The 19,548-nt window shown below is 62.7% G+C and carries 20 protein-coding genes and 1 tRNA gene; 7 read left to right on the top strand and 14 right to left on the bottom strand.

The annotated features are described in order from the left end of the window. Positions 1-57: 57 nt before the first annotated feature. From K225_RS0117340 to K225_RS0117305, 8 genes are all read right to left on the bottom strand, one after another. Positions 58-276, bottom strand: a complete 219-nt coding sequence (locus K225_RS0117340; protein ID WP_026437562.1) for a DNA gyrase inhibitor YacG — start codon at positions 274-276, stop codon at positions 58-60. A 13-nt stretch (positions 277-289) separates the two neighbouring features. Further along, complete coding sequence (gene zapD, locus K225_RS0117335) at positions 290-1,045, bottom strand: cell division protein ZapD (protein WP_026437561.1); 756 nt, start codon at positions 1,043-1,045, stop codon at positions 290-292. Positions 1,046-1,133: 88 nt separating this feature from the next. Next, entirely contained in the window at positions 1,134-1,742 is a 609-nt protein-coding gene (gene coaE / locus K225_RS0117330; protein WP_026437560.1) for a dephospho-CoA kinase, read from the bottom strand. Positions 1,743-1,744: 2 nt separating this feature from the next. Then, positions 1,745-2,614 carry an A24 family peptidase gene (locus tag K225_RS0117325; protein WP_026437559.1) on the bottom strand — a complete coding sequence of 290 codons (870 nt, stop codon included), beginning with the start codon at positions 2,612-2,614 and terminating at the stop codon, positions 1,745-1,747. Further along, on the bottom strand, positions 2,611-3,831 hold the full coding sequence (locus tag K225_RS0117320; RefSeq protein WP_026437558.1) for a type II secretion system F family protein: 1,221 nt from the start codon (positions 3,829-3,831) through the stop codon (positions 2,611-2,613). Before K225_RS0117320 ends, K225_RS0117325 begins: the two co-directional genes overlap by 4 nt. Positions 3,832-3,851: 20 nt before the next feature. Then, on the bottom strand, positions 3,852-5,588 hold the full coding sequence (gene pilB, locus K225_RS0117315) for a type IV-A pilus assembly ATPase PilB (protein ID WP_026437557.1): 1,737 nt from the start codon (positions 5,586-5,588) through the stop codon (positions 3,852-3,854). 125 nt (positions 5,589-5,713) lie between these two features. Continuing rightward, positions 5,714-5,790: transfer RNA gene (locus tag K225_RS0117310), tRNA-Pro, on the bottom strand. Between the two features lie 45 nt (positions 5,791-5,835). After that, entirely contained in the window at positions 5,836-6,765 is a 930-nt protein-coding gene (locus K225_RS0117305; protein WP_202900059.1) for a polyprenyl synthetase family protein, read from the bottom strand. Positions 6,766-6,995: 230 nt separating this feature from the next. Here K225_RS0117305 and rplU point away from each other — a divergent pair, with 230 nt between their 5' ends. The 4 genes from rplU (at position 6,996) to proB (ending at position 10,050) form a co-directional block, all read left to right on the top strand. Next, entirely contained in the window at positions 6,996-7,307 is a 312-nt protein-coding gene (rplU, locus tag K225_RS0117300; protein WP_005794184.1) for a 50S ribosomal protein L21, read from the top strand. Positions 7,308-7,322: 15 nt separating this feature from the next. Continuing rightward, complete coding sequence (gene rpmA, locus K225_RS0117295) at positions 7,323-7,580, top strand: 50S ribosomal protein L27 (protein WP_026437555.1); 258 nt, start codon at positions 7,323-7,325, stop codon at positions 7,578-7,580. A gap of 166 nt (positions 7,581-7,746) precedes the next feature. Beyond that, positions 7,747-8,817 carry an Obg family GTPase CgtA gene (gene cgtA, locus K225_RS0117290; protein ID WP_026437554.1) on the top strand — a complete coding sequence of 357 codons (1,071 nt, stop codon included), beginning with the start codon at positions 7,747-7,749 and terminating at the stop codon, positions 8,815-8,817. Positions 8,818-8,910: 93 nt separating this feature from the next. Continuing rightward, positions 8,911-10,050, top strand: coding sequence for a glutamate 5-kinase (proB, locus tag K225_RS0117285; RefSeq protein ID WP_026437553.1), 1,140 nt, complete (start codon positions 8,911-8,913; stop codon positions 10,048-10,050). Positions 10,051-10,157: 107 nt separating this feature from the next. Here the strand turns inward: proB and K225_RS0117280 are convergent, their stop codons facing one another. Next, a complete protein-coding gene (locus K225_RS0117280; protein ID WP_026437552.1) occupies positions 10,158-10,838 on the bottom strand; it encodes an RNA pyrophosphohydrolase in 681 nt (226 codons plus the stop codon). A gap of 91 nt (positions 10,839-10,929) precedes the next feature. Between K225_RS0117280 and K225_RS0117275 the strand changes: the two genes are divergently transcribed. After that, positions 10,930-12,672 (top strand): proline--tRNA ligase, encoded by a 1,743-nt coding sequence (locus K225_RS0117275; protein ID WP_026437551.1) that lies wholly within the window; start codon positions 10,930-10,932, stop codon positions 12,670-12,672. Beyond that, positions 12,669-13,346 carry a lytic transglycosylase domain-containing protein gene (locus tag K225_RS0117270; protein ID WP_026437550.1) on the top strand — a complete coding sequence of 226 codons (678 nt, stop codon included), beginning with the start codon at positions 12,669-12,671 and terminating at the stop codon, positions 13,344-13,346. The genes K225_RS0117275 and K225_RS0117270 overlap by 4 nt, the downstream gene beginning before the upstream one ends. Positions 13,347-13,374: 28 nt before the next feature. Here K225_RS0117270 and K225_RS0117265 read toward each other — a convergent pair whose 3' ends face one another. The 5 genes from K225_RS0117265 to hemA all read right to left on the bottom strand — a co-directional run bounded on the left by K225_RS0117265 (position 13,375) and on the right by hemA (position 18,673). After that, positions 13,375-14,715 (bottom strand): hemolysin family protein, encoded by a 1,341-nt coding sequence (locus K225_RS0117265; protein WP_026437549.1) that lies wholly within the window; start codon positions 14,713-14,715, stop codon positions 13,375-13,377. 170 nt (positions 14,716-14,885) lie between these two features. Next, positions 14,886-15,209: a Grx4 family monothiol glutaredoxin gene (gene grxD, locus K225_RS0117260; RefSeq protein WP_026437548.1), complete on the bottom strand. Its 324-nt coding sequence runs from the start codon at positions 15,207-15,209 to the stop codon at positions 14,886-14,888. A gap of 49 nt (positions 15,210-15,258) precedes the next feature. After that, positions 15,259-16,101 (bottom strand): peptide chain release factor N(5)-glutamine methyltransferase, encoded by an 843-nt coding sequence (prmC, locus tag K225_RS0117255; protein WP_026437547.1) that lies wholly within the window; start codon positions 16,099-16,101, stop codon positions 15,259-15,261. 76 nt (positions 16,102-16,177) lie between these two features. Further along, positions 16,178-17,266, bottom strand: a complete 1,089-nt coding sequence (prfA, locus tag K225_RS0117250) for a peptide chain release factor 1 (protein ID WP_026437546.1) — start codon at positions 17,264-17,266, stop codon at positions 16,178-16,180. 99 nt (positions 17,267-17,365) lie between these two features. Beyond that, entirely contained in the window at positions 17,366-18,673 is a 1,308-nt protein-coding gene (gene hemA, locus K225_RS0117245) for a glutamyl-tRNA reductase (RefSeq protein ID WP_026437545.1), read from the bottom strand. A 72-nt stretch (positions 18,674-18,745) separates the two neighbouring features. Between hemA and K225_RS0117240 the strand changes: the two genes are divergently transcribed. Further along, complete coding sequence (locus tag K225_RS0117240) at positions 18,746-19,024, top strand: hypothetical protein (RefSeq protein WP_026437544.1); 279 nt, start codon at positions 18,746-18,748, stop codon at positions 19,022-19,024. Positions 19,025-19,548: the final 524 nt, after the last annotated feature.

Raw genomic sequence — 19,548 nt, 5'->3', positions numbered from 1 at the left:
ATAAGCGCTAGCGCCTGATTTTTCTGTTACTTCAGCGCTGTATGCAGTCGATAGCCCTCAGTGCTGCAGGCGGGGATCGCCATACGGTGCGTCGTCAGGCGGCGCTTCGGTCGGCATGCGGAAGTCCTCGCTGGCCCAGGCGCCCAGGTCCATCTGCTTGCAGCGCTCGCTGCAAAAGGGCCGGAAGGGGTTTTGCGTGCTGTAGATGCTGCCGCCGCCGCACTGGGGGCAGGTGACATGGCGGGTGACTTCACCCGGCGGAAGTTGGGTTGCCATTGGCAGGTCTCCTTCAGGCGCAGAGCGTGAGCTCGAACGCGGCATCGTCGGTGGACGATTGCAGGTGTCCATCGGGTTCCTGCCGCATCAGGCGCACCGACACAATGAGGCGGTTGCCGCTGATCTCCGGGATCATCTCCAGTGCGGGGTCGATGCGCAGGCGCAGCAGCTGGAATGTGCGGCCCTGCGGAAGGTTTTGCTGGAACTGGCCACGCTCGGCGGCCACCTTTTGTGGCACCCCCGAGTCCCGCAACAGCTTGAGCAGCACGTAAATCGACTCGGCCAGCGGTGCAAGGGTGGAGGCCCATTGCTCCAGTGCCTGCTGGCGCACCGCCACTTCTTTGTGTTGCCAGGTGTAGTAGGCCGGCAGATCAAACCCGCAGGTGCCGCCAGGGATGCCCACGCGGCTGCGGATGCTCATCAGCCAGTCGTTTTCGGTCAGGGCATGGCCTGCCTTGCCGGTTTGCTGGTTCAGCGATGTGAAGCAGTGGTCCAGCTGAGCGACCACCGCATCCAGTGCCGCCTCGGAAATGGAGGGATTGCCCCGGTAGCTGTCGAGCTGGTGCTTGTGTTTGTCGATATCTTTGAGAACGTCGGATTTCAGGTCGGCACGCGCCGCCACGTCCATGATTTCGAAGATGGTGACCAGGGCAAAGTGGTGGTCCAGCGGGTGCTGGCGGGGAATCAATTCACCCAGCCTGCGAAACAACTGTTCCAGTCGCAGGTAGGTTCTGATGCGTTCGTTGAAAGGGTATTCGTAAAGGATCACGCTGGCGGATTCCTGGGGGCTCAGTGGATGTTCTGACGCCGGTGGCGCACGGCATGGAAAGGCAGCACAAACAGGCTCCAACGCATCATCATAGCCCGAACAGGCGAGCAAGCTGCATTGCATGGCCGCGCAGTGCCTCCAGCGAAATGCCATCGTTCACAACGATGGCATCGGCTGCGGCCCGGCGGGCCTGGCGGGATGCCTGCGTATCCAGAATGGCCTGTACTGCCGCGCGCTGCAGCCCATTGCGCGCCATGACACGGTGGATCTGCGTTTCGGTGCTGCAATCCACCACCACCACGGCGTCGAGCTTGCGCACCCAGCGGCCCGATTCCACCAGCAGGGGGATGTCGAAGACGATGGCGCGATGTCCGGCGGCCGTGGCGTCCCGGGCTTGCTGCTCGCTCAGCCGGGTCACCCAGGGATGCACGATGGCTTCGAGCTGGGCGCGTGCCTGGGGGCTGGAAAAGGCCAGTGCGCGCATGCGGGCGCGGTCCATGGCGCCAGTGGCATCGATGGCATCCGGCCCGAAGGCCGCCCGGATGTCGGCAATGGCAGCTCCCCCGGATGCGGTAACCGAGCGGGCGATGGCATCCGCATCCATCAGCGCTGCCCCGCAGGACTGCAGCATCTGCCCCAGCGTGCTTTTGCCGCTGCCAATGCCCCCGGTCAGGCCCACATGCACTGGCCGCTGCATGGTCACAACCCGAACAGGTTCAGCACCGTTTGCAAAATGGCCTGGGGCCCGAACACCATGGCCGTCAGGCCGGCACCTACGAGGAAGGGGCCGAAAGGAACATAACCGCCTTCACGCAGGTTGTTGAATATCTTGAGGCCGATCCCTGTCAGTGCCCCGATCACGGAAGACATCAAAATGATGGGAACCAGGGCCTGCCAGCCGAACCAGGCGCCCAGGGCGGCAAAGAGCTTGAAGTCGCCATATCCCATGCCTTCCTTGCCGGTGGCCAGCTTGAAGGCCCAGTACACCAGCCACAGGGAGAGGTAGCCCGCAGCGGCACCCGTCACGGACGCCAGCAGGGGAACGTCGATCCAGTGCATGGCCGACGCGATCAAACCAGCCCACAGCAGGGGCAGGGTGATGTCGTCAGGCAGCAGGGTGGTATCCCAGTCGATGAACGCCAGCGCCACCATGGCGGCGGAAAAACCGGCCCATGCCAGACCTGTGGCAGTGAGGCCCCAGCGGTGGGCGCAGAATGCGAACAGCACACCGGTCAGGATCTCCACCAGGGGGTAGCGTGCGCTGATGCGCACCTTGCACGCAGAGCAGCGACCCCGCAGTAAAAGATAGCTCAGCACCGGGATGTTTTCATACCACTGCACCACATGCCCGCAGGCCGGACAACGCGAGCGGGGCGTGCACAGATTGAAGGCCGCCTCGGTGCCTGGCGTTGCTGGGGCATCCGTGCCGGCCGCGAATGCCGCGTGCTCCTGCGCCCATTGACGTTCCATCATCTGGGGCAAGCGGTGAATCACCACATTGAGAAAGCTGCCCAGCAGCAGACCCACAAGGCCCGCAATGGCGGGTTCTGCCAAGATTTCCACGATCAAACGACCTGACCCAGCTTGAAGATCGGCAGATACATCGACACCACGATGCCCCCAATCAGCGTGCCCAGAAACACGATGATGATGGGTTCCATCAGGCTGGACAGTCCGGCCACCATGTCATCCACTTCCGCTTCATAGAAGTCGGCCGCCTTGCCCAGCATGTGGTCAATGGACCCTGACTCTTCCCCAATGGCGCACATCTGCAGCACCATGGACGGAAAAATATTGGCATTGCCCATGGCTGCTGTCAGGCTCGTTCCGGTAGAAACTTCTTGCTGAATCTTGTCGGTCGCCATGGAGTAGACCGAGTTGCCGGCTGCACCCCCCACGGAATCGAGAGCTTCCACCAAGGGCACGCCCGCAGCAAACATGGTCGAGAGGGTACGGGTCCAGCGGGCCACGCAGGACTTTTCAACCAGCTCACCAAAAACGGGCATGCGCAGCATCAGGCGGTCCATGAACATCTGGACTTTCTCATTCCGGCGCCAGGCCTGCATGAAAAAGTAAAAACCTCCACCCAGTACACCGAAAATCAGCCACCACCACTTGACGAATACTTCGCTGATCGCCATGACGAACAGGGTTGGGGCAGGCAAATCAGCACCGAACGAGGTGAATACTTCCTTAAAAGCCGGAATCACAAAAATCATGATCACGGTGACCACCACAAATGCCACGATCACCACCGAGATCGGGTACATCAGTGCCGATTTGATCTTGGATTTGATGGCTTCGGTCTTCTCCATATAAAGCGCCAGGCGATCGAGAAGCGCTTCCAGAATGCCCGCTGCCTCGCCCGCTTCGACCAGGTTGCAATACAGGCTGTCGAAATACATGGGGTATTTGCGAAATGCGCCATTCAGGGAGGTGCCGGTCTCGATGTCCGAACGCACATCGTTGAGCAACTTGGTCACACTGGCATTGGTGTTGCCTCGTCCCACGATGTCGAATGCCTGCAGCAAAGGCACTCCGGCCTTCATCATGGTGGCGAGCTGGCGGGTGAACAGTGCAATATCTTTGGGCTTGATCTTCTTGCCAGAGCGCATCCGGCGCTTCTTGATCTTGGTGGGGAAAACACCTTGCCGCCGCAGCATGGCCTGCACCTGATTTTCACCAACTGCGCGAGTTTCTCCCCGGACAGTCTTTCCGTTGCGGTCTTTGCCTTCCCACTCAAAGACAAAGTCCTTGATTTCGCGTTTGGATACTGCGGTTGCCATGATGCTCCCTCGTTCTTGAATTATTCGTTGGTCACTGCCAGCACTTCTTCCAGGGAAGTAAGACCTAACTTTGCTTTATGCAGCCCGGCTTCGCGCAGGGAGCGCACACCCTCCTGCTTGGCCTGTTCCGCAATTTCGAGCGCGCTGCCGTCGCGCAGGATAATGCGCTGAATCTCTTCAGAAATCGGCATCACCTGATAAATCCCCAGACGGCCCTTGTATCCATTGTTACAGGCAGAGCAGCCAACGGGGCGATAGGTGACCCATGAGCCATCGAGTTCATGCTCGGGGTAGCCTGCATCCACGAGTGCCTCATGTGGAATATCAGCAGGTGTCTTGCAAATAGGGCAAAGCCGACGCGCCAGGCGCTGGGCGGTGATCAGTATGACGCTGGAGGCAATGTTAAAGGGGGCAATCCCCATGTTGCGCATGCGCGTCAGCGTGGTGGGGGCGTCATTGGTATGCAAGGTCGACAGTACCAAGTGCCCTGTCTGAGCTGCCTTGATGGAAATATCGGCGGTCTCCAGATCCCGAATTTCACCCACCATGATAATGTCAGGGTCTTGGCGCAGAAAAGACTTGAGGGCGACGGCAAAAGTGAGTCCCGCCTTTTCGTTCACGTTGACCTGGTTGACCCCGGGAAGGTTGATTTCGGAGGGGTCTTCGGCCGTGGCGATATTGACGCCGGGCTTGTTGAGCAGATTCAAGCATGTATAGAGCGAAACGGTCTTGCCCGACCCCGTGGGGCCTGTGACCAAAATCATGCCGTAAGGACGCCCAATCGCTGTCAACAGGCGTTCCTTCTCCGCCGCCTCATAGCCGAGTGCATCGATCCCTAGTTTTGCGCTACTGGGATCGAGAATACGGATCACGATTTTCTCGCCAAACAGGGTAGGCAAGGTGCTGACGCGGAAATCGATGACCCGGTCTGGCCCCACCTTCAGTTTCATGCGCCCATCCTGGGGCACCCGCTTTTCAGAAATGTCGAGGCGGGAAATCACCTTGATCCGGGAGGCCAGCTTGTCCTTGATGGCCGTGGGAGGCGACGCGATTTCACGCAATTCACCGTCAATGCGAAAACGTACCCGGTATTGGTGCTCGTAGGGTTCGAAATGCAGATCGGACGCCCGCATGTTGAATGCGTCCAGCAGCATCTTGTGGAGAAACTTGACGATGGGAGCATCTTCAACTTCGGTTGCCGCATCAGCGCTCTCAGTGGCCTCTTCCACTGCCACATCATCAAATTCAAAATCGCTCCCGGCGCTGATCAGCGTATCCATGGCTTCACCCGTGGATTTGGTGCTGATTTCAACCAGGCGGTTTAATTTGTCGTATTCTGCAATAATCCAGTCCACCCCCATTTGGGTGGTGAATTTGATTTTCTCGGCGGCCTCTTGATCTGTGGGGTCCGCCGTGGCAACGATCAGTCGGTTGTTTCGTTTGCTGAGAACAACCACCCGATAGGCGGTGCAAATCTTTGCATCCAGGAGGTCTTTGGGAAGGCGCAGGGGGTCTATGGCGTCCAGGTCGAGCAATGGAGCGCCAAAAACAGCCGAAACGGTATGTGCCAAATCCGCAGCCGAAACAACGCCAGAGCCGGTCAGTTCAGCGATAAAGCTGGTGCGGTTTATTTGTGACTTTTTGTAAATTTCCTCGGCTGATTTTTGTGTCAGCTTTCCCGCAGACATCAGTGCGCGACCCAATCCCGGGAGAGCTACTGAGGAGGCTTCTTTCTGGGCGGTATCGACAACGGCCATTTAACCCGGGCAATTAGTGGTGAAAAAAACCATCCTATCATCCCCGAACACTCGTGCCCTGTACAGCGCTGCCGAATTGGCAGGATTGCCACAGTGGGGGAGTGCCGCTTGATTGGTGCGGAAAATGGTCGGGGTGAGAGGATTCGAACCTCCGGCCTCTACGTCCCGAACGTAGCGCTCTACCAGGCTAAGCTACACCCCGCGCATTGACACCGCTGATTACAAATTCTGCTGGATTCGGCAGAATTCAGGCGCGGCGCTCAAGCAATTGCGCTGCCAATTGTAGCAAGCTCGCTGAATAGTCTCCCTTCGGCAGTTGCTCGGCAGCAGTCATTGCGCGACGGGCTTCAGCGAAGGCTGCTGTGCGTGCTGCTTCCAGGGCTCCGGTGGTTCGCACAATGGCCACCACATCGTCAAGGCGGTCGGTGGAGCCCTCTTCAATGGCGTGCCGCACGACAGCCGCCTGTTCGGGGGTGCCTCGTTGCATGGCCACGATGAGGGGCAGGGTGGACTTTCCTTCGCGCAGGTCATCGCCAAGGTTTTTTCCCATTTCCAGGGTGTCACCGTCATAGTCCAGTACATCGTCGATGATCTGGAACGCCGTGCCAAGGGCCTGTCCATAGATTGCGCAGGCCTCTTCGATTTCGGGGGGGCTTTCGGCAAGAATGGCGCCCAGCCGCGCGCTGGCTTCAAACAGCTTGGCGGTCTTGGAGCGGATGACCTGCAGGTAACCTGCCTCATCCAGGGAGGCATCGTGCATGTTCATCAACTGCAATACCTCACCTTCGGCAATCACATTGGTGGCTTCGGACAGCACTTCCATGACGCGCATCTTGCCCGTCTCCACCATCATCTGGAATGAACGTGAATGCAGAAAATCGCCCACCAACACGCTCGCAGGGTTGCCGAAGGTCTGGTTGGCTGTGGCGCGCCCTCTGCGCAGGGTGGATGCATCCACGACGTCGTCGTGCAGCAGCGTGGCCGTATGGATCAGTTCGACTACGGCGGCCATGCTGAAGCGGTGGTGCTGCCGATAGCCGAGAGCGCCGCATATCAGCAGCAGCAGTGCCGGGCGCAGCCGCTTGCCTCCGGCGGCGATGATGTACTGGGAGATTTGCGCCACCAGGGGCACGCCGGATGTCAAGCGCTGGGCTATGACGTGGTCCACTTCGCGCATGTCGTCGTTGATGATCGTCAGCGGTGATGTGGCGGTGGGGGTGAGGGGGGATGTCAAGATGAAGTGGCACGCAGAAAGTGCTGCGAATTATAGGAAGGACCGCACAGGGGCAGGTCATTGCCAATGCCGTGGCAGTTCGGTGCGCACGGGGGTTGGCTGTTTTTGTGCTTGGTGGTATAATTTTTGGCTCTGCGGAAATCCGTCTGCAGAACTCATATCAAGAGGTCAACATGTACGCGGTCATAAAAACCGGCGGCAAGCAGTATCGCGTTGCTTCCGGCGAAAAAATTAAAGTAGAACAGATTGCTGCGGACGTAGGCCAGGAAATTGTGATCGACCAGGTTCTGGCTGTCGGCAACGGCGCTGAACTGAAGGTGGGTACTCCCCTGGTGTCCGGCGCAACCGTGAAAGCCACTGTCGTGGCCCACGGCAAGCACGACAAAGTGCACATCTTCAAGATGCGCCGTCGCAAGCACTATCAAAAACGCCAAGGCCATCGCCAGCAGTTCACCGAACTGCAAATCGGTGCGATTGCTGCTTAATCGAAGGAGCTAGTCATGGCACAGAAAAAAGGCGGCGGCTCTACGCGAAACGGGCGCGATTCCAAGCCAAAGATGCTGGGTGTCAAGGCGTTCGGTGGTGAACTGATCAGCGCTGGCTCCATCATCGTGCGCCAGCGCGGTACGCGCTTTCACCCCGGCAGCAATGTCGGCGTGGGCAAGGACCACACCTTGTTTGCCCTGGTGGACGGCCATGTGTCGTTTGGCACCAAGGGTGCGCTGTCCAAGCACACGGTCAATGTGACTCCCGCCTGAGGTTGATTCCTCTGGCAGCAATCGAAGCCCCGCCCTGTCGGGGCTTTGTTGTTTAAGGCGCTGGCCGGTGCTATGGTGCTGGCCCGCGTGCCCCGCATGGACGGGGCTTTGTGCTTTCCGGAGGGTTCGCTTCCTGGCTGGCGCTCTTTTGTAAACTGGATACCCCATGAAGTTCGTCGATGAAGCCTATATTGACATTGCTGCCGGTGATGGCGGCAATGGCTGCGTGTCGTTCCGGCACGAAAAATACAAGGAATTCGGCGGTCCCAATGGGGGCGATGGAGGGCGCGGGGGGCATGTGTTTGCAGTGGCCGACCCCAATCTCAATACGCTGGTGGATTTCCGTTATTCGCGCCGCTATGAAGCCAAGCGGGGCGAGCACGGCATGGGCTCCGACATGTTTGGCGCGGCGGGCTCTGACATCACCCTGAAGATGCCTGTGGGCACCATCATCACCGACGCGGAAACGGGCGAGGTGCTCTATGAGCTGCTCAATCCCGGCGAAGTCATCACCATCGCCAAGGGCGGTGATGGCGGCTTTGGCAACATGCGTTTCAAAAGCGCCATCAACCGGGCGCCACGCCAGAAGACGCCCGGATGGCCGGGCGAGAAGAAAAACCTGAAACTCGAGCTGAAGGTGCTTGCCGACGTGGGCCTGTTGGGCATGCCGAACGCGGGCAAGTCCACCTTCATCACGGCGGTTTCCAATGCGCGCCCCAAGATCGCCGACTACCCCTTCACCACCTTGCACCCGAATCTGGGGGTGGTGCGCGTGGGCCCCGAGCAGAGCTTTGTGGTGGCCGATATTCCTGGTCTGATCGAGGGGGCCTCGGAAGGGGCGGGGCTGGGCCACCAGTTCTTGCGCCACCTCCAGCGCACCCGCCTGCTGCTGCACATTGTGGATCTGGCGCCCTTTGACGACGCAGTGGATCCTGTGGCCCAGGCCAAGGCCATCGTCAACGAACTGAAGAAATACGACCAGCAGCTCTATGACAAGCCACGCTGGCTGGTGCTGAACAAGCTCGACATGGTGCCCGCCGATGAGCGGGAGGCCCGCGTCAAAGATTTTGTGAAGCGATTCAAGTGGAAAGGGCCGGTGTTCGAGATCTCTGCGCTGACACGCGAAGGCTGCGAGCCACTGATCCATGCCATCTTCCGCCATGTGCAGTCGGAACAGCGCATCGAAAACGAGCCGGAGGAAGTGGATCCACGGTTTGCTGGAGATGCCCCCGTCTGACAGGATGTGCTGTCCGTGTTGTCTATTTTGCTATATTTATAATAGCTGCTGGCGCTTTACACATAAGCGCTTGTGGTAAAGATTGCTCAAAAAATGGTTGCCAGCGTATTGCGCGATGCCCGCCGCATTGTGGTGAAAGTGGGTTCCAGTCTCGTTACCAACGAGGGGCGTGGCCTGGATGAAGCCGCCATCGGCGAGTGGAGCCGCCAGCTGGCGGCCCTGGTGCGCGGAGAGGGCGGCGCGCACCGCGAGGTGGTGATGGTGTCCAGCGGCGCGATCGCTGAGGGCATGAAGCGCCTGGGCTGGACGGTGCGCCCCCAGGAAGTCCACGAGCTGCAGGCCGCCGCCGCTGTGGGACAGATGGGGCTGGCGCAGATGTACGAGACCAAGCTGCGCGAGCAGGGCATGGGCAGTGCGCAGGTGCTGCTCACGCACGCCGATCTCGCAGACCGTGAGCGCTATCTCAATGCGCGTTCGACCCTGCTGACCCTGCTGCGCCTGGGGGTGGTGCCGGTGATCAACGAAAACGACACCGTGGTCAATGACGAAATCAAGTTCGGCGACAACGACACCCTCGGTGCGCTGGTCGCCAATCTGGTGGAGGCGGATGCGCTGGTGATTCTCACGGACCAGAAAGGTCTTTATACGGCCGATCCGCGCAAAGACCCGGCCGCGCAGTTCGTGCACGAAGCCCAGGCGGGTGATCCGGCCCTGGAAGCCATGGCCGGCGGGGCGGGCTCCAGCATTGGCAAAGGTGGGATGATCACCAAAATCCTGGCCGCCAAGCGGGCGGCGGGATCCGGGGCTTCCACCGTGATTGCGTGGGGGCGGGAAGAAAACGTGCTGCTGCGTCTGGTGCATGGCGAGGCGCTGGGCACCTTGCTGGTGGCCCAGACGGCCAAAAAGCAGGCCCGCAAGCAGTGGATGGCCGATCACCTGCAGATGCGGGGCGCCGTTGTGGTCGATGCCGGTGCGGCAGCCAAGCTGCGCGATGAGGGCAAGAGCTTGCTGCCCATCGGCATGACGGCGGTGGAGGGAGATTTCTCGCGTGGCGAAGTGATTGCCGTGCGTGATCCGTCGGGGCGGGAGATCGCACGCGGGCTGGCCAACTACGCCAGTGCGGAGGCCCGGCTCTTGTGCCGCAAGCCATCCTCCGAGTTTGAAAAGCTGCTCGGTTATGTCGCCGAGTCGGAAATGGTGCACCGCGACAACCTGGTGCTCACCACAGGCTGATGGTTCCCTGTTGACCCAGGGGGCCTGGGTCAGCTTGCCGCAGGGGAGGCCGCCATCAGGCCTTTCGGCAGGCCCTGCATGCCGACGGGCTCTTTCTGGCAGTCTCCCTAGACCGGTCGCGGTACCAGCTTGGGGGGCGGCAGGGCTTCCAGTTCTGCCGGCGCACTGTTTTGCGGATCCGGGTCAAAACTTGCGCCCGGAGGCAGTTCCACCCCTGGATTCAACAGCAGGGAGCCCGCACGGTGCATGGGGCTGCCTTGCGGCTCCGTGTCGCGCGCGCGCATGCCGCTGCGCAGATACCGGTTGCGCTGCTCGTGGCGTGGAAGGTAACGGGCCAGCTCGGTCAGGGCCATCTCATAGACGCCCCGCTTGAATTCGACCACCACATCCAGCGGAACCCAATAGTCGTGCCAGCGCCAGGCATCGAACTCGGGGTGATCGGTGGCCCGCAGGTTCAGATCCCAATCATGGCCCACGAGCTGCAGCAGATACCAGATTTGTTTCTGGCCCTTGTAATGTCCGCGCGCGTCGCGCCGGATGTACCGGTCAGGCACCTCATAGCGCAACCAGTCCCGTGTTCGTGCGACCAAGCGCACATGGTTGGGATGCAGTCCCACCTCTTCGTGCAGCTCCCGGAACATGGCCTGCTCGGGGGTTTCGCCCCGGTCGATGCCACCTTGCGGAAACTGCCAGCTGTGGGTGCGAATGCGTTTGCCCCAGAACACCTGGTTCTTCTGGTTGAGCAGGATGATGCCGACGTTCGGCCGAAAGCCGTCCCGGTCAAGCATAATCAAACCCCAATTTTTAAACTGTGTCCATTATGCACGGCGCCTACTGTGCGGCAAGTGGACCATTCTGTTCCGCCCGAAGCCGATCCCGATGAAAGCCTCCCAATTCTTCATTTCCACCCTCAAGGAAGCCCCGGCCGACGCTGAAGTGGTCAGCCACAAGCTCATGATGCGGGCAGGTCTGATCAAGAAGCTGGGCGCAGGCATCTACAACTACATGCCCATGGGCCTTCGGGTGATTCGCAAGGTCGAGGCCATCGTGCGCGAGGAAATGAACCGTGCCGGTGCCGTGGAACTGACCATGCCCGTGGTGCAGCCGGCAGAGTTGTGGCAGGAGACGGGGCGGTTTGACAAGATGGGCCCCGAGTTGCTGCGCATCCAGGACCGCCATGGCCGCGACTTTGTGGTGCAGCCTACGAGCGAAGAAGTGATCACGGACATTGCGCGCCAGGAGATCAAGAGTTACAAGCAGTTGCCGAAGAACTTCTACCAGATCCAGACCAAGTTCCGCGACGAGCGCCGTCCGCGTTTCGGCCTCATGCGCGGCCGCGAATTCACCATGAAAGACGCCTACAGCTTTGACAAGGACCAGGCGGCCGCCAAGGCCAGCTACCAGGTCATGGCGCAGGCCTACCGCCGCATCTTTGACCGTTTCGGCCTGACCTACCGCGCCGTGGCCGCCGACAGCGGCGCCATTGGTGGCGACCTCTCCGAAGAGTTCCAGGTGATCGCCGCCACGGGCGAGGACGCCATCGTCTATTGCCCGGGGAGCGACTACGCTGCCAACATGGAAAAGGCCGAGGCCCTGGCGCCCGCGGGTCCGCGTCCCGCACCCGCCAAGGCGATGGAAAAGACCGCCACCCCCGGCAAGGCCACCTGTGCCGATGTGGCACAGCTGCTGGGCGTGCCATTGAGTACCACCGTCAAGTCGCTGGTTCTGGCCACCGACGAGACCAACGAGGCGGGCGAGATCATCAAAAGCCAGGTCTGGCTGCTGCTGCTGCGCGGCGACCATGACATGAACGAGATCAAGGTCGGCAAGGTGCCCGGCCTGGCGGGCTTCCGCTTTGCCACGCTGGGTGAAATCGACGAACACTTTGGCTGCAAGCCGGGCTATCTGGGGCCCATCGGCCTGAAAAAGCCTTTGAAGATCGTGGTGGATCGCGAAGTCGCCCTGATGGCCGACTGGATCTGCGGCGCCAATGCGCCCGACTTCCACATCACCGGCGTGAACTGGGGCCGCGACCTGCCCGAGCCGGATGCTGTGGCCGACCTGCGCAACGTGGTGGCGGGCGACCGCTCGCCCGACGGCAAGGGGGAGCTGGCGATTGAGCGTGGCATCGAGGTGGGCCATGTGTTCTACCTGGGAACCAAGTACAGCCGGGCCATGAATGCGACCTTCCTGGACGAAACCGGCAAGCCCCAGCCGCTGGAGATGGGCTGCTACGGCATTGGTGTCACGCGCCTGCCTGCCGCCGCCATCGAGCAGAACCATGACGAGCGCGGCATCATCTGGCCCGACGCCATTGCGCCGTTCACCGTGGTGGTCTGCCCGGTGGGCATGGACCGCAGCGAAGCCGTCAAGGCCACGGCCGAGCAGCTTTATGCCGGTCTGCTGGCCGCCGGCGTCGACGTGATCCTGGACGATCGTGGCGAGCGCCCGGGTGCCATGTTTGCCGATTGGGAACTGATTGGTGTGCCGCACCGCGTGACCATTGGCGACAAGAGCCTCAAAGACGGCGTGGTTGAGTACCAGCACCGCCGTGATGCGGCTGCCACCAAGGTGGCGGTCGCCGACATTCTGGCCCATGTGAAGGGGCGTATGGCCGTATGACGAGTGAGCGAGACCGGCCTGCCAGCGCATCCGCCCTGAACGGCGTGTCCCGCCGTGCCTGCCTGGTTTCGCTGGCCGCGCCGGCTGCATGGCTGGTGGCACCGGCGCAGGCCCACGCAGGCGGGCAGCTGGAAGAGCCATTGATGGATTCGGTGCGCACGGCGCTGACCTCGGCCGTGGGCAACTACGCGCCGCCCGAGCCGGAGTTTTTCACCACCGAGTCCCGGCTGCACTACCTGCGCTGGCTGGCCACCATGAGCGACCGTCTGCGCCGTCGCAAACCCGAGTGGGAAGTGCGTCGCGATTTTCTGCAGACCGTGTGGTACGAGTCCAAACGTGCGGGCTTGGATGTCTCGCTGGTCTTGGGGCTCATCCAGGTAGAGAGCGCCTTTCGCAAGTTTGCCGTGTCCAGCGTGGGTGCGCGGGGCTACATGCAGGTCATGCCGTTCTGGACGCGCGTGATCGGCGACGGCGATCCGGGCAAGCTGTTTCACATGCAGACCAACCTGCGCTTTGGCTGCGTCATCCTGCGCCACTACATTGATCGCGAACGGGGCGACCTGTTCATGGCGCTGGGGCGCTACAACGGCAGCCGGGGGCGCTCGCCCTATCCTGATGCCGTGTTTGGGGCGCAGCGCAACTGGCTGTTCAACGAAAACCCCGCAGCGGCCTGATGCACCAGGGCGGAGCGGCGCGCAAGATCTAGGGTGCCGCCGGCTCTGCAGGGGGCGCAGCGCTGCCACTGCCTGCCGGCGCAGGCGTCAGGCGTGACACCATCACCTGGTCGATGCGGAAGCTGTCCACGTCCAGCACCTCGAACTTGTAGCCGCCCCAGACCACGCTGTCGGTGCGCCGGGGGACGCGGCGCAGCATCACCATCAGAAAGCCGGCCAGGGTTTTGTATTCGTCGCTGTGCGGCAGTTCATCGAGACCCAGCGCGTGCAGCACGTCTTCCACCGGGGTGACGCCATCGATGAGCCACGAGTTTTCGTCGCGACGCACGATCAGCTCTTCATCGGCCGGGCCCACCAGATCGCCCATCACGGTGCTCATCACGTCGTTCAGCGTGACCACGCCGACCACCAGGCTGTATTCGTTGACGATCACGGCAAAGTCCTCGTGCACCTGGCGGAACTGCTCCAGCACCTCGGACAGGGTGAGCCGGTCGGGCACGATGAGCACCTTGCGCACCAGGCTGTCGTCGGCCAGCGAGATCGGCTGGTTGTTCAGCACGCGCTGGAACAGGTCCTTGGCGTCCACGTAACCCACCACATGGTCGATGTCGCCCTCGCATACCGGGTAGGTCGAGAAGGGCTCGGCCGCGATGCGCAGGCGGATGACGGCGTCGGGCTCATCGCGCAGGAAGAACGCCACACGGTCGCGCGGGGACATGGCACTGGACACCGTGCGCGTGTCGAGCTCGAACACGTTGGTGATGACCTGCTGCTCGCGCGCAGCCAGCACGCCCGCGCGCGCGCCGGCTTCCATCATCGCCAGGATGTCGTCGGAGGTGATGCGGTCGTCCCGCAGCGAGGACATGCCCAGCAGGCGAAACAGGGCATCTGCGCCCTTGCTGTAGAACCATACGAGCGGGCGCAGCAAGGTCATCAGAAACACCATGGGCTGCGCCAGCCGCACCACGGTGTTTTCTGGATCGGCCATGCCCAGGCGTTTGGGGAACAGGTCGGAAAACAGGATGAACAGCGAGGTGATGGCCACGAACGACACCAGAAAACCGATGTTCTGCGCGCTGCCCTCTGACAACCAGAGCCCGAGCAATGCCGTGAAATGCGGGCTCAGTGCGCCTTCGCCCACAATGCCCCCCAGGATGGCCACCGCGTTCTGGCCCACCTGCACCACGGTGAAATAGTCGCCCGGTTGCTCTTGCAGGCGCAGCACCCGGTCGGCGCGGGCATCGCCCTCGTCCGCCATCTGGCGCAGGCGCAGCCGGCGCGCTGCAGCCAGCGAAATCTCGGCCATCGAAAAGAAGGCACTGGCCGCGATGAGCAGGCCTATGACGAGCAGGCTTTGGGTCAGGGTCATGGTGGTGGACAACGGGCAACTCCGGGCGGCGCTGCCACGGGGCTCTGTGAGTGTAGCGGCGCGCGTGCGCGGCCCCTGCGGTGCGGCACCGGTGGCTGCCATCATGCAAAAGGCCGCCCGGGGGCGGCCTTGCAGCGCAGGATGGGCGGGCGGTAGGGCCCGGCGGGCTGTCAGCCCTCGGTGCCCAGCACCTGCTTGAGCTCGCCCGACTCGTACATCTCCATCATGATGTCCGAGCCACCGATGAACTCGCCCTTCACATACAGCTGGGGAATGGTGGGCCAGTTGCTGTATTCCTTGATGCCCTGGCGGATTTCCTCGTCTTCCAGCACGTTGACGGTGGTCAGCGCCTTGGTGTCCACGCCGCAGGCCTTGAGGATCTGGATGGCGCGGCCCGAGAAGCCGCACATCGGAAAGCTGGCATTGCCTTTCATGAACAGCAGGATGTCGTTGGACTTCACGAGGGCGTCGATGCGTTGTTGGGTGTCGCTCATGGGGGTTCTCCTTGAAGGGGCTGACGGGCGCAGGCCCGCAATGGGGGGATTATTTCACTGTTGGCCACTGCCCGCCGGTGCAACGCGCGATGCCGGCGAGGTCATTGCGGCTTTGCACCTGTGCAAAACCCTGCGCCTGCAGCAGCGCTCTGACGGCGCCGGCCTGGTCATGGCCATGCTCCAGCAGCAGCCAGCCGCCTGGCTGCAGGTGCGCCGGGGCCTGGGCGATGATGGTGCGAATGTCGTCCAGGCCGTCGGCACCGCTGGCCAGGGCCTGCAGGGGCTCGTGCGTCAGCGCGGCCAGGTGCGGGTCGGCGGCAGCAATGTAGGGCGGGTTGGAAACGATGGCCTCGAACCGGCCTTGCACTGCAGCCAGCCAGTGGCCCTGCAGGAACCGCACGGGCAGTGCCAGCCGCTGCGCATTGGCCTGTGCCACGGCCAGTGCATCGGCGCTGGCATCCACCGCCAGCACCTGGGTCGTGGGGCACTGGTGTTGCAGGGCCAGCGCAATGGCGCCGCTGCCGGTGCCCAGGTCCAGCACGCTCGGGGCGGGCAGGCGGGTGATCACTTCCAGGGCCCAGTCCACCAGCGTTTCGGTATCGGGGCGTGGGTCGAGCACGCGGGCGTCCACCTGCAGGGGCAGGCCGTAAAACTCCTTGCGACCCGTGAGGTAGGCCACGGGCTCGCCTGCGGTGCGGCGCTGGCACAGGGCCAGGAACTGCGCGTGCACCGCGGGGTCCAGGGCGTCGGTGTCGTGCGCCAGCAGCCAGGCGCGGCCGGCGTCGGGGCGGGCCAGGGCGTGCAGCAGCAACAGTTGGGCATCGATGCGTTCCAGGCCCAGGGTGCGGGCCTGGTCCAGTGCCTGCGCCAGGGTGGAGGTTGTGTCGGTCACTCTTGTTTTGATAGCTGTTGGCGCCTGGTGAATGAGCGCCAGAGGTCCGTCTGATTCGAATATTGGTGGAAGAGCGTCAGCCCGTGGCGCCCATCTCCAGCTCTTCGAGCTGTTCGGCCTCGCGTGCGTGGGCCAGGGCCTGCAGTACGTCGGCCAGGTCGCCGTCCATCACGTACTGCAGCTTGTAGAGCGTGAGGTTGATGCGGTGGTCGGTCAGGCGCCCCTGCGGGAAGTTGTAGGTGCGGATGCGGTCGCTGCGGTCGCCGCTGCCGATCAGGCCCTTGCGCAGCGCGGCCTCCTTGGCGGCGCGTTCGCTGCGTTCTTTTTCTTGGATGCGCGCCTGCAGCACCTGCAGCGCCTTGGCCTTGTTGCTGTGCTGGCTGCGCCCGTCCTGGCATTCGGCCACGATGCCGGTGGGCAAGTGCACCACGCGCACGGCCGAGTCGGTCTTGTTGATGTGCTGCCCGCCCGCACCCGACGCGCGGAAGGTGTCGATGCGCAGATCTGCCGGGTTGAGCTGGATGGCCTCGGTCTCGTCGGGCTCGGGCATCACGGCCACGGTGCAGGCGCTGGTGTGGATGCGTCCTTGCGTTTCGGTGGCGGGCACGCGCTGCACGCGGTGGCCGCCGGACTCGAACTTGAGGGCGCCATACACATGGTCGCCTTCGATGCGCAGCACGATTTCCTTGTAGCCGCCCAGCTCGGCCGCGTTCTCGCTGACCACTTCGACTTTCCAGCCCACGCGGTCGGCGTAGCGCGTGTACATGCGCGTCAGGTCGCCGGCAAACAGGGCCGATTCGTCGCCGCCCGTGCCCGCGCGGATTTCCACAAACGCATTGCGTGCGTCGTCGGGGTCCTTGGGCAGCAGCAGGCGCTGCAGTTCGTCTTCGAGCTGCAGCAGCTCGGTCTCGGCGGAGGTGATTTCTTCCTGCGCCATCTCGGCCATGTCGGGGTCGGCCAGCATCTCGCGCGCGCCCTCCAGGTCGGCCTCGCGTTGCTGGTAGCGGGCATAGCGGCCCGCAATCTGTGTGACCTCGGCGTGCTCACGCGAGATGGCGCGGTACTGCGCCATGTCGGCCATGATGTCCTCGCGCGAGAGCAGAAAGTCCAGTTCGCCCAGACGCTGTGCATAGCGTTCCAGCTGGCTTCGGAGAAAGGGTTTCATGCGAGGAGGAAGTGAATGCTACTGAATGTGTAGCTTAATGCGCCTGTCGATCGGGCGTCAGGGCTGATCTGGCTTGAAATTCGGAGCAGGCGGGCGCCGCTACAGCCTGGTCTTGCTTTGCGAGCGCAGGAACAGGCGCGAGACGGTCTGCGCGGTTTGTGCGCGCATGTCGGCGTCGCCGGCCCGCAGCTCGGCCATGGTGCCGTGCAGCATCTTCTGGGCCAGGCCGCGCGACAGGGCCTCCAGCACGGCATCGACATCCTCGCCCTTGGCCAGCAGCTTCTTGGCACGGGCGATCTCCAGGGTACGCCACTCGTCGGTCTGGGCGTTGATCTGCTGGATCAGGGGTACTACGCCGCCGACCTGTCCGATGGGGCTGCGCAGCTCCATCCAGTGCATGAAGCTTTGCACGCCGGCATCGATGATGGCCTCGGCTTGCGCTACAGCCGCCTGCCGATTGGCCTGGGCGGTCTGCACCACGCTGGCCAGGTCGTCCACGGTGTAGAGGTACACGTCGCCCAGGGCCTTGACCTCGGGCTCGATGTCGCGCGGCACGGCCAGGTCGACCATGAACATGGGGCGGTGGCGGCGCTTCTTAAGGGCACGCTCCACGGCGCCCAGGCCGATGATGGGCAGGGTGCTGGCGGTGCAGCTGATGATGGCGTCGAACTCGTGCAGCCGCTCGGGCAGGTCCGACAGTCGCATCACCTCGCCGCCAAAACGGGTGGCCAGCTTCTCGCCGCGCTCCAGCGTGCGGTTGGCGATGGCAATCGATTGGGGGTTGCGCGCGGCGAAGTGCGTGGCCGCCAGCTCGATCATTTCGCCCGCGCCGACAAACAGCACGCGGATCTTGGACAGGTCTTCAAACAGCTGGCCCGCCAGCCGCACGGCGGCGGCGGCCATGCTGATGCTGTGCGCGCCGATTTCGGTGCTGGTGCGCACCTCTTTGGCTACGGCAAAGCTGCGCTGGAACAGCTGGTTGAGCGTGGTGCCCAGGGCGCCGGCGGTTTCGGCGGCGCGCACGGCGTTTTTCATCTGGCCCAGGATCTGGGCCTCGCCCAGCACCATCGAGTCGAGCCCGCTGGCCACGCGAAAGGCGTGGCGCGCCACCAAGCTGTCTTCGAGGGTGTAGGAGTGCGAGCGCAGCAGCGCAGGGCTCACGCCGCCGCTTTGCGCCAGCCAGCCCAGTGTGTGGTCCATGGCAGCCTGCTCGCCCGCGCAATAGATCTCGGTGCGGTTGCAGGTGGAAATGATGGCGGTTTCAACGCCTGGGTGGCGGCTGCTCTGGCCCAGCGACTGGCGCAGGCCCTGTAGCGTGGGTGTGATCTGATCGAGCGCAAACGCAAACCGGCCGCGCAGGTCGAGCGGCGCGGTGGTGTGGTTGATGCCGAGGGCCCAGACTGCCATAAGCGTCGATTATAAAATTGTTCGCAGCACCGGGCACCGTGTCTGCTCAAGCCTTGATCTGGGTCATGTTCTATGGGTCCTCTGGACGCGCTTTACCACGCTGTGAATTTCATGGCACCCGCTGCGGCGCTGGCCCTGCTGCTGGTGCTGGGTGGACGGTGGATACGGCCCAAAGGCCAGCCGATGTTCATGTGGCGGGCGCAGATAGCTATTAATTTCGTGGTTGGCTGTGCTGTGCTGGTGGCCGGGCTGGTGGTGCTGGGCCGCGACGGCAAGATGCTCACCTATGCGGCGCTGGTGCTGGCCTGTGCCAGTTGCCAATGGGTGCTGGTGCGCGGCTGGCGCGCGTAGGGGCGGGGTCTCGGGGCCGTTTCGCTGCGTTCGCCTTGCTGCCGCACGGGGGCCATGCATACCCTGGTTGGGCCTGTGCCAGCAGCCACAGCCGAAAATCCTGCAACGCGGCCGGGGCGGCCCGGCCCGCTGGCTGGCTGGCACAGATAGTAGCCACGGTCGATCACCACAGGTTGCGCACTGCAATGGCAATACGGCCGGCCGCCAGGTCTTTTTCCACCAGGCAGTGCTGGGCGACCGCGACGGTACCACCTGCGCGCCCGAATTCATCCATCTCATCGGCCGCAGCAGCACCTGGACCAGCTGCTGGACGTGGTTGCCGGCTATGTGCGGGCGCAACGGACGGTTTGAAGCCCAGTTGGCCGTAAGAGCCTTATATGGACGCCCCGAATAAGCCAAGCCCTCACTCACTGAAGTCAAGACAGTAAAGATTGCACCCGTATATCCGGACTTTCTGTGGCGCCAGCCACGGTCCCTGATGGGAGTCGCTGGTGAATGTCCTATCGGTTCAGCGCACTCGAAGT

This window comes from Acidovorax sp. JHL-9 (assembly GCF_000426205.1).
Taxonomy (GTDB): domain Bacteria; phylum Pseudomonadota; class Gammaproteobacteria; order Burkholderiales; family Burkholderiaceae_C; genus Acidovorax; species Acidovorax soli.
Note: the sequence above shows the minus strand (reverse complement) of the source record. Positions and strands in the feature narration are given on the sequence as shown.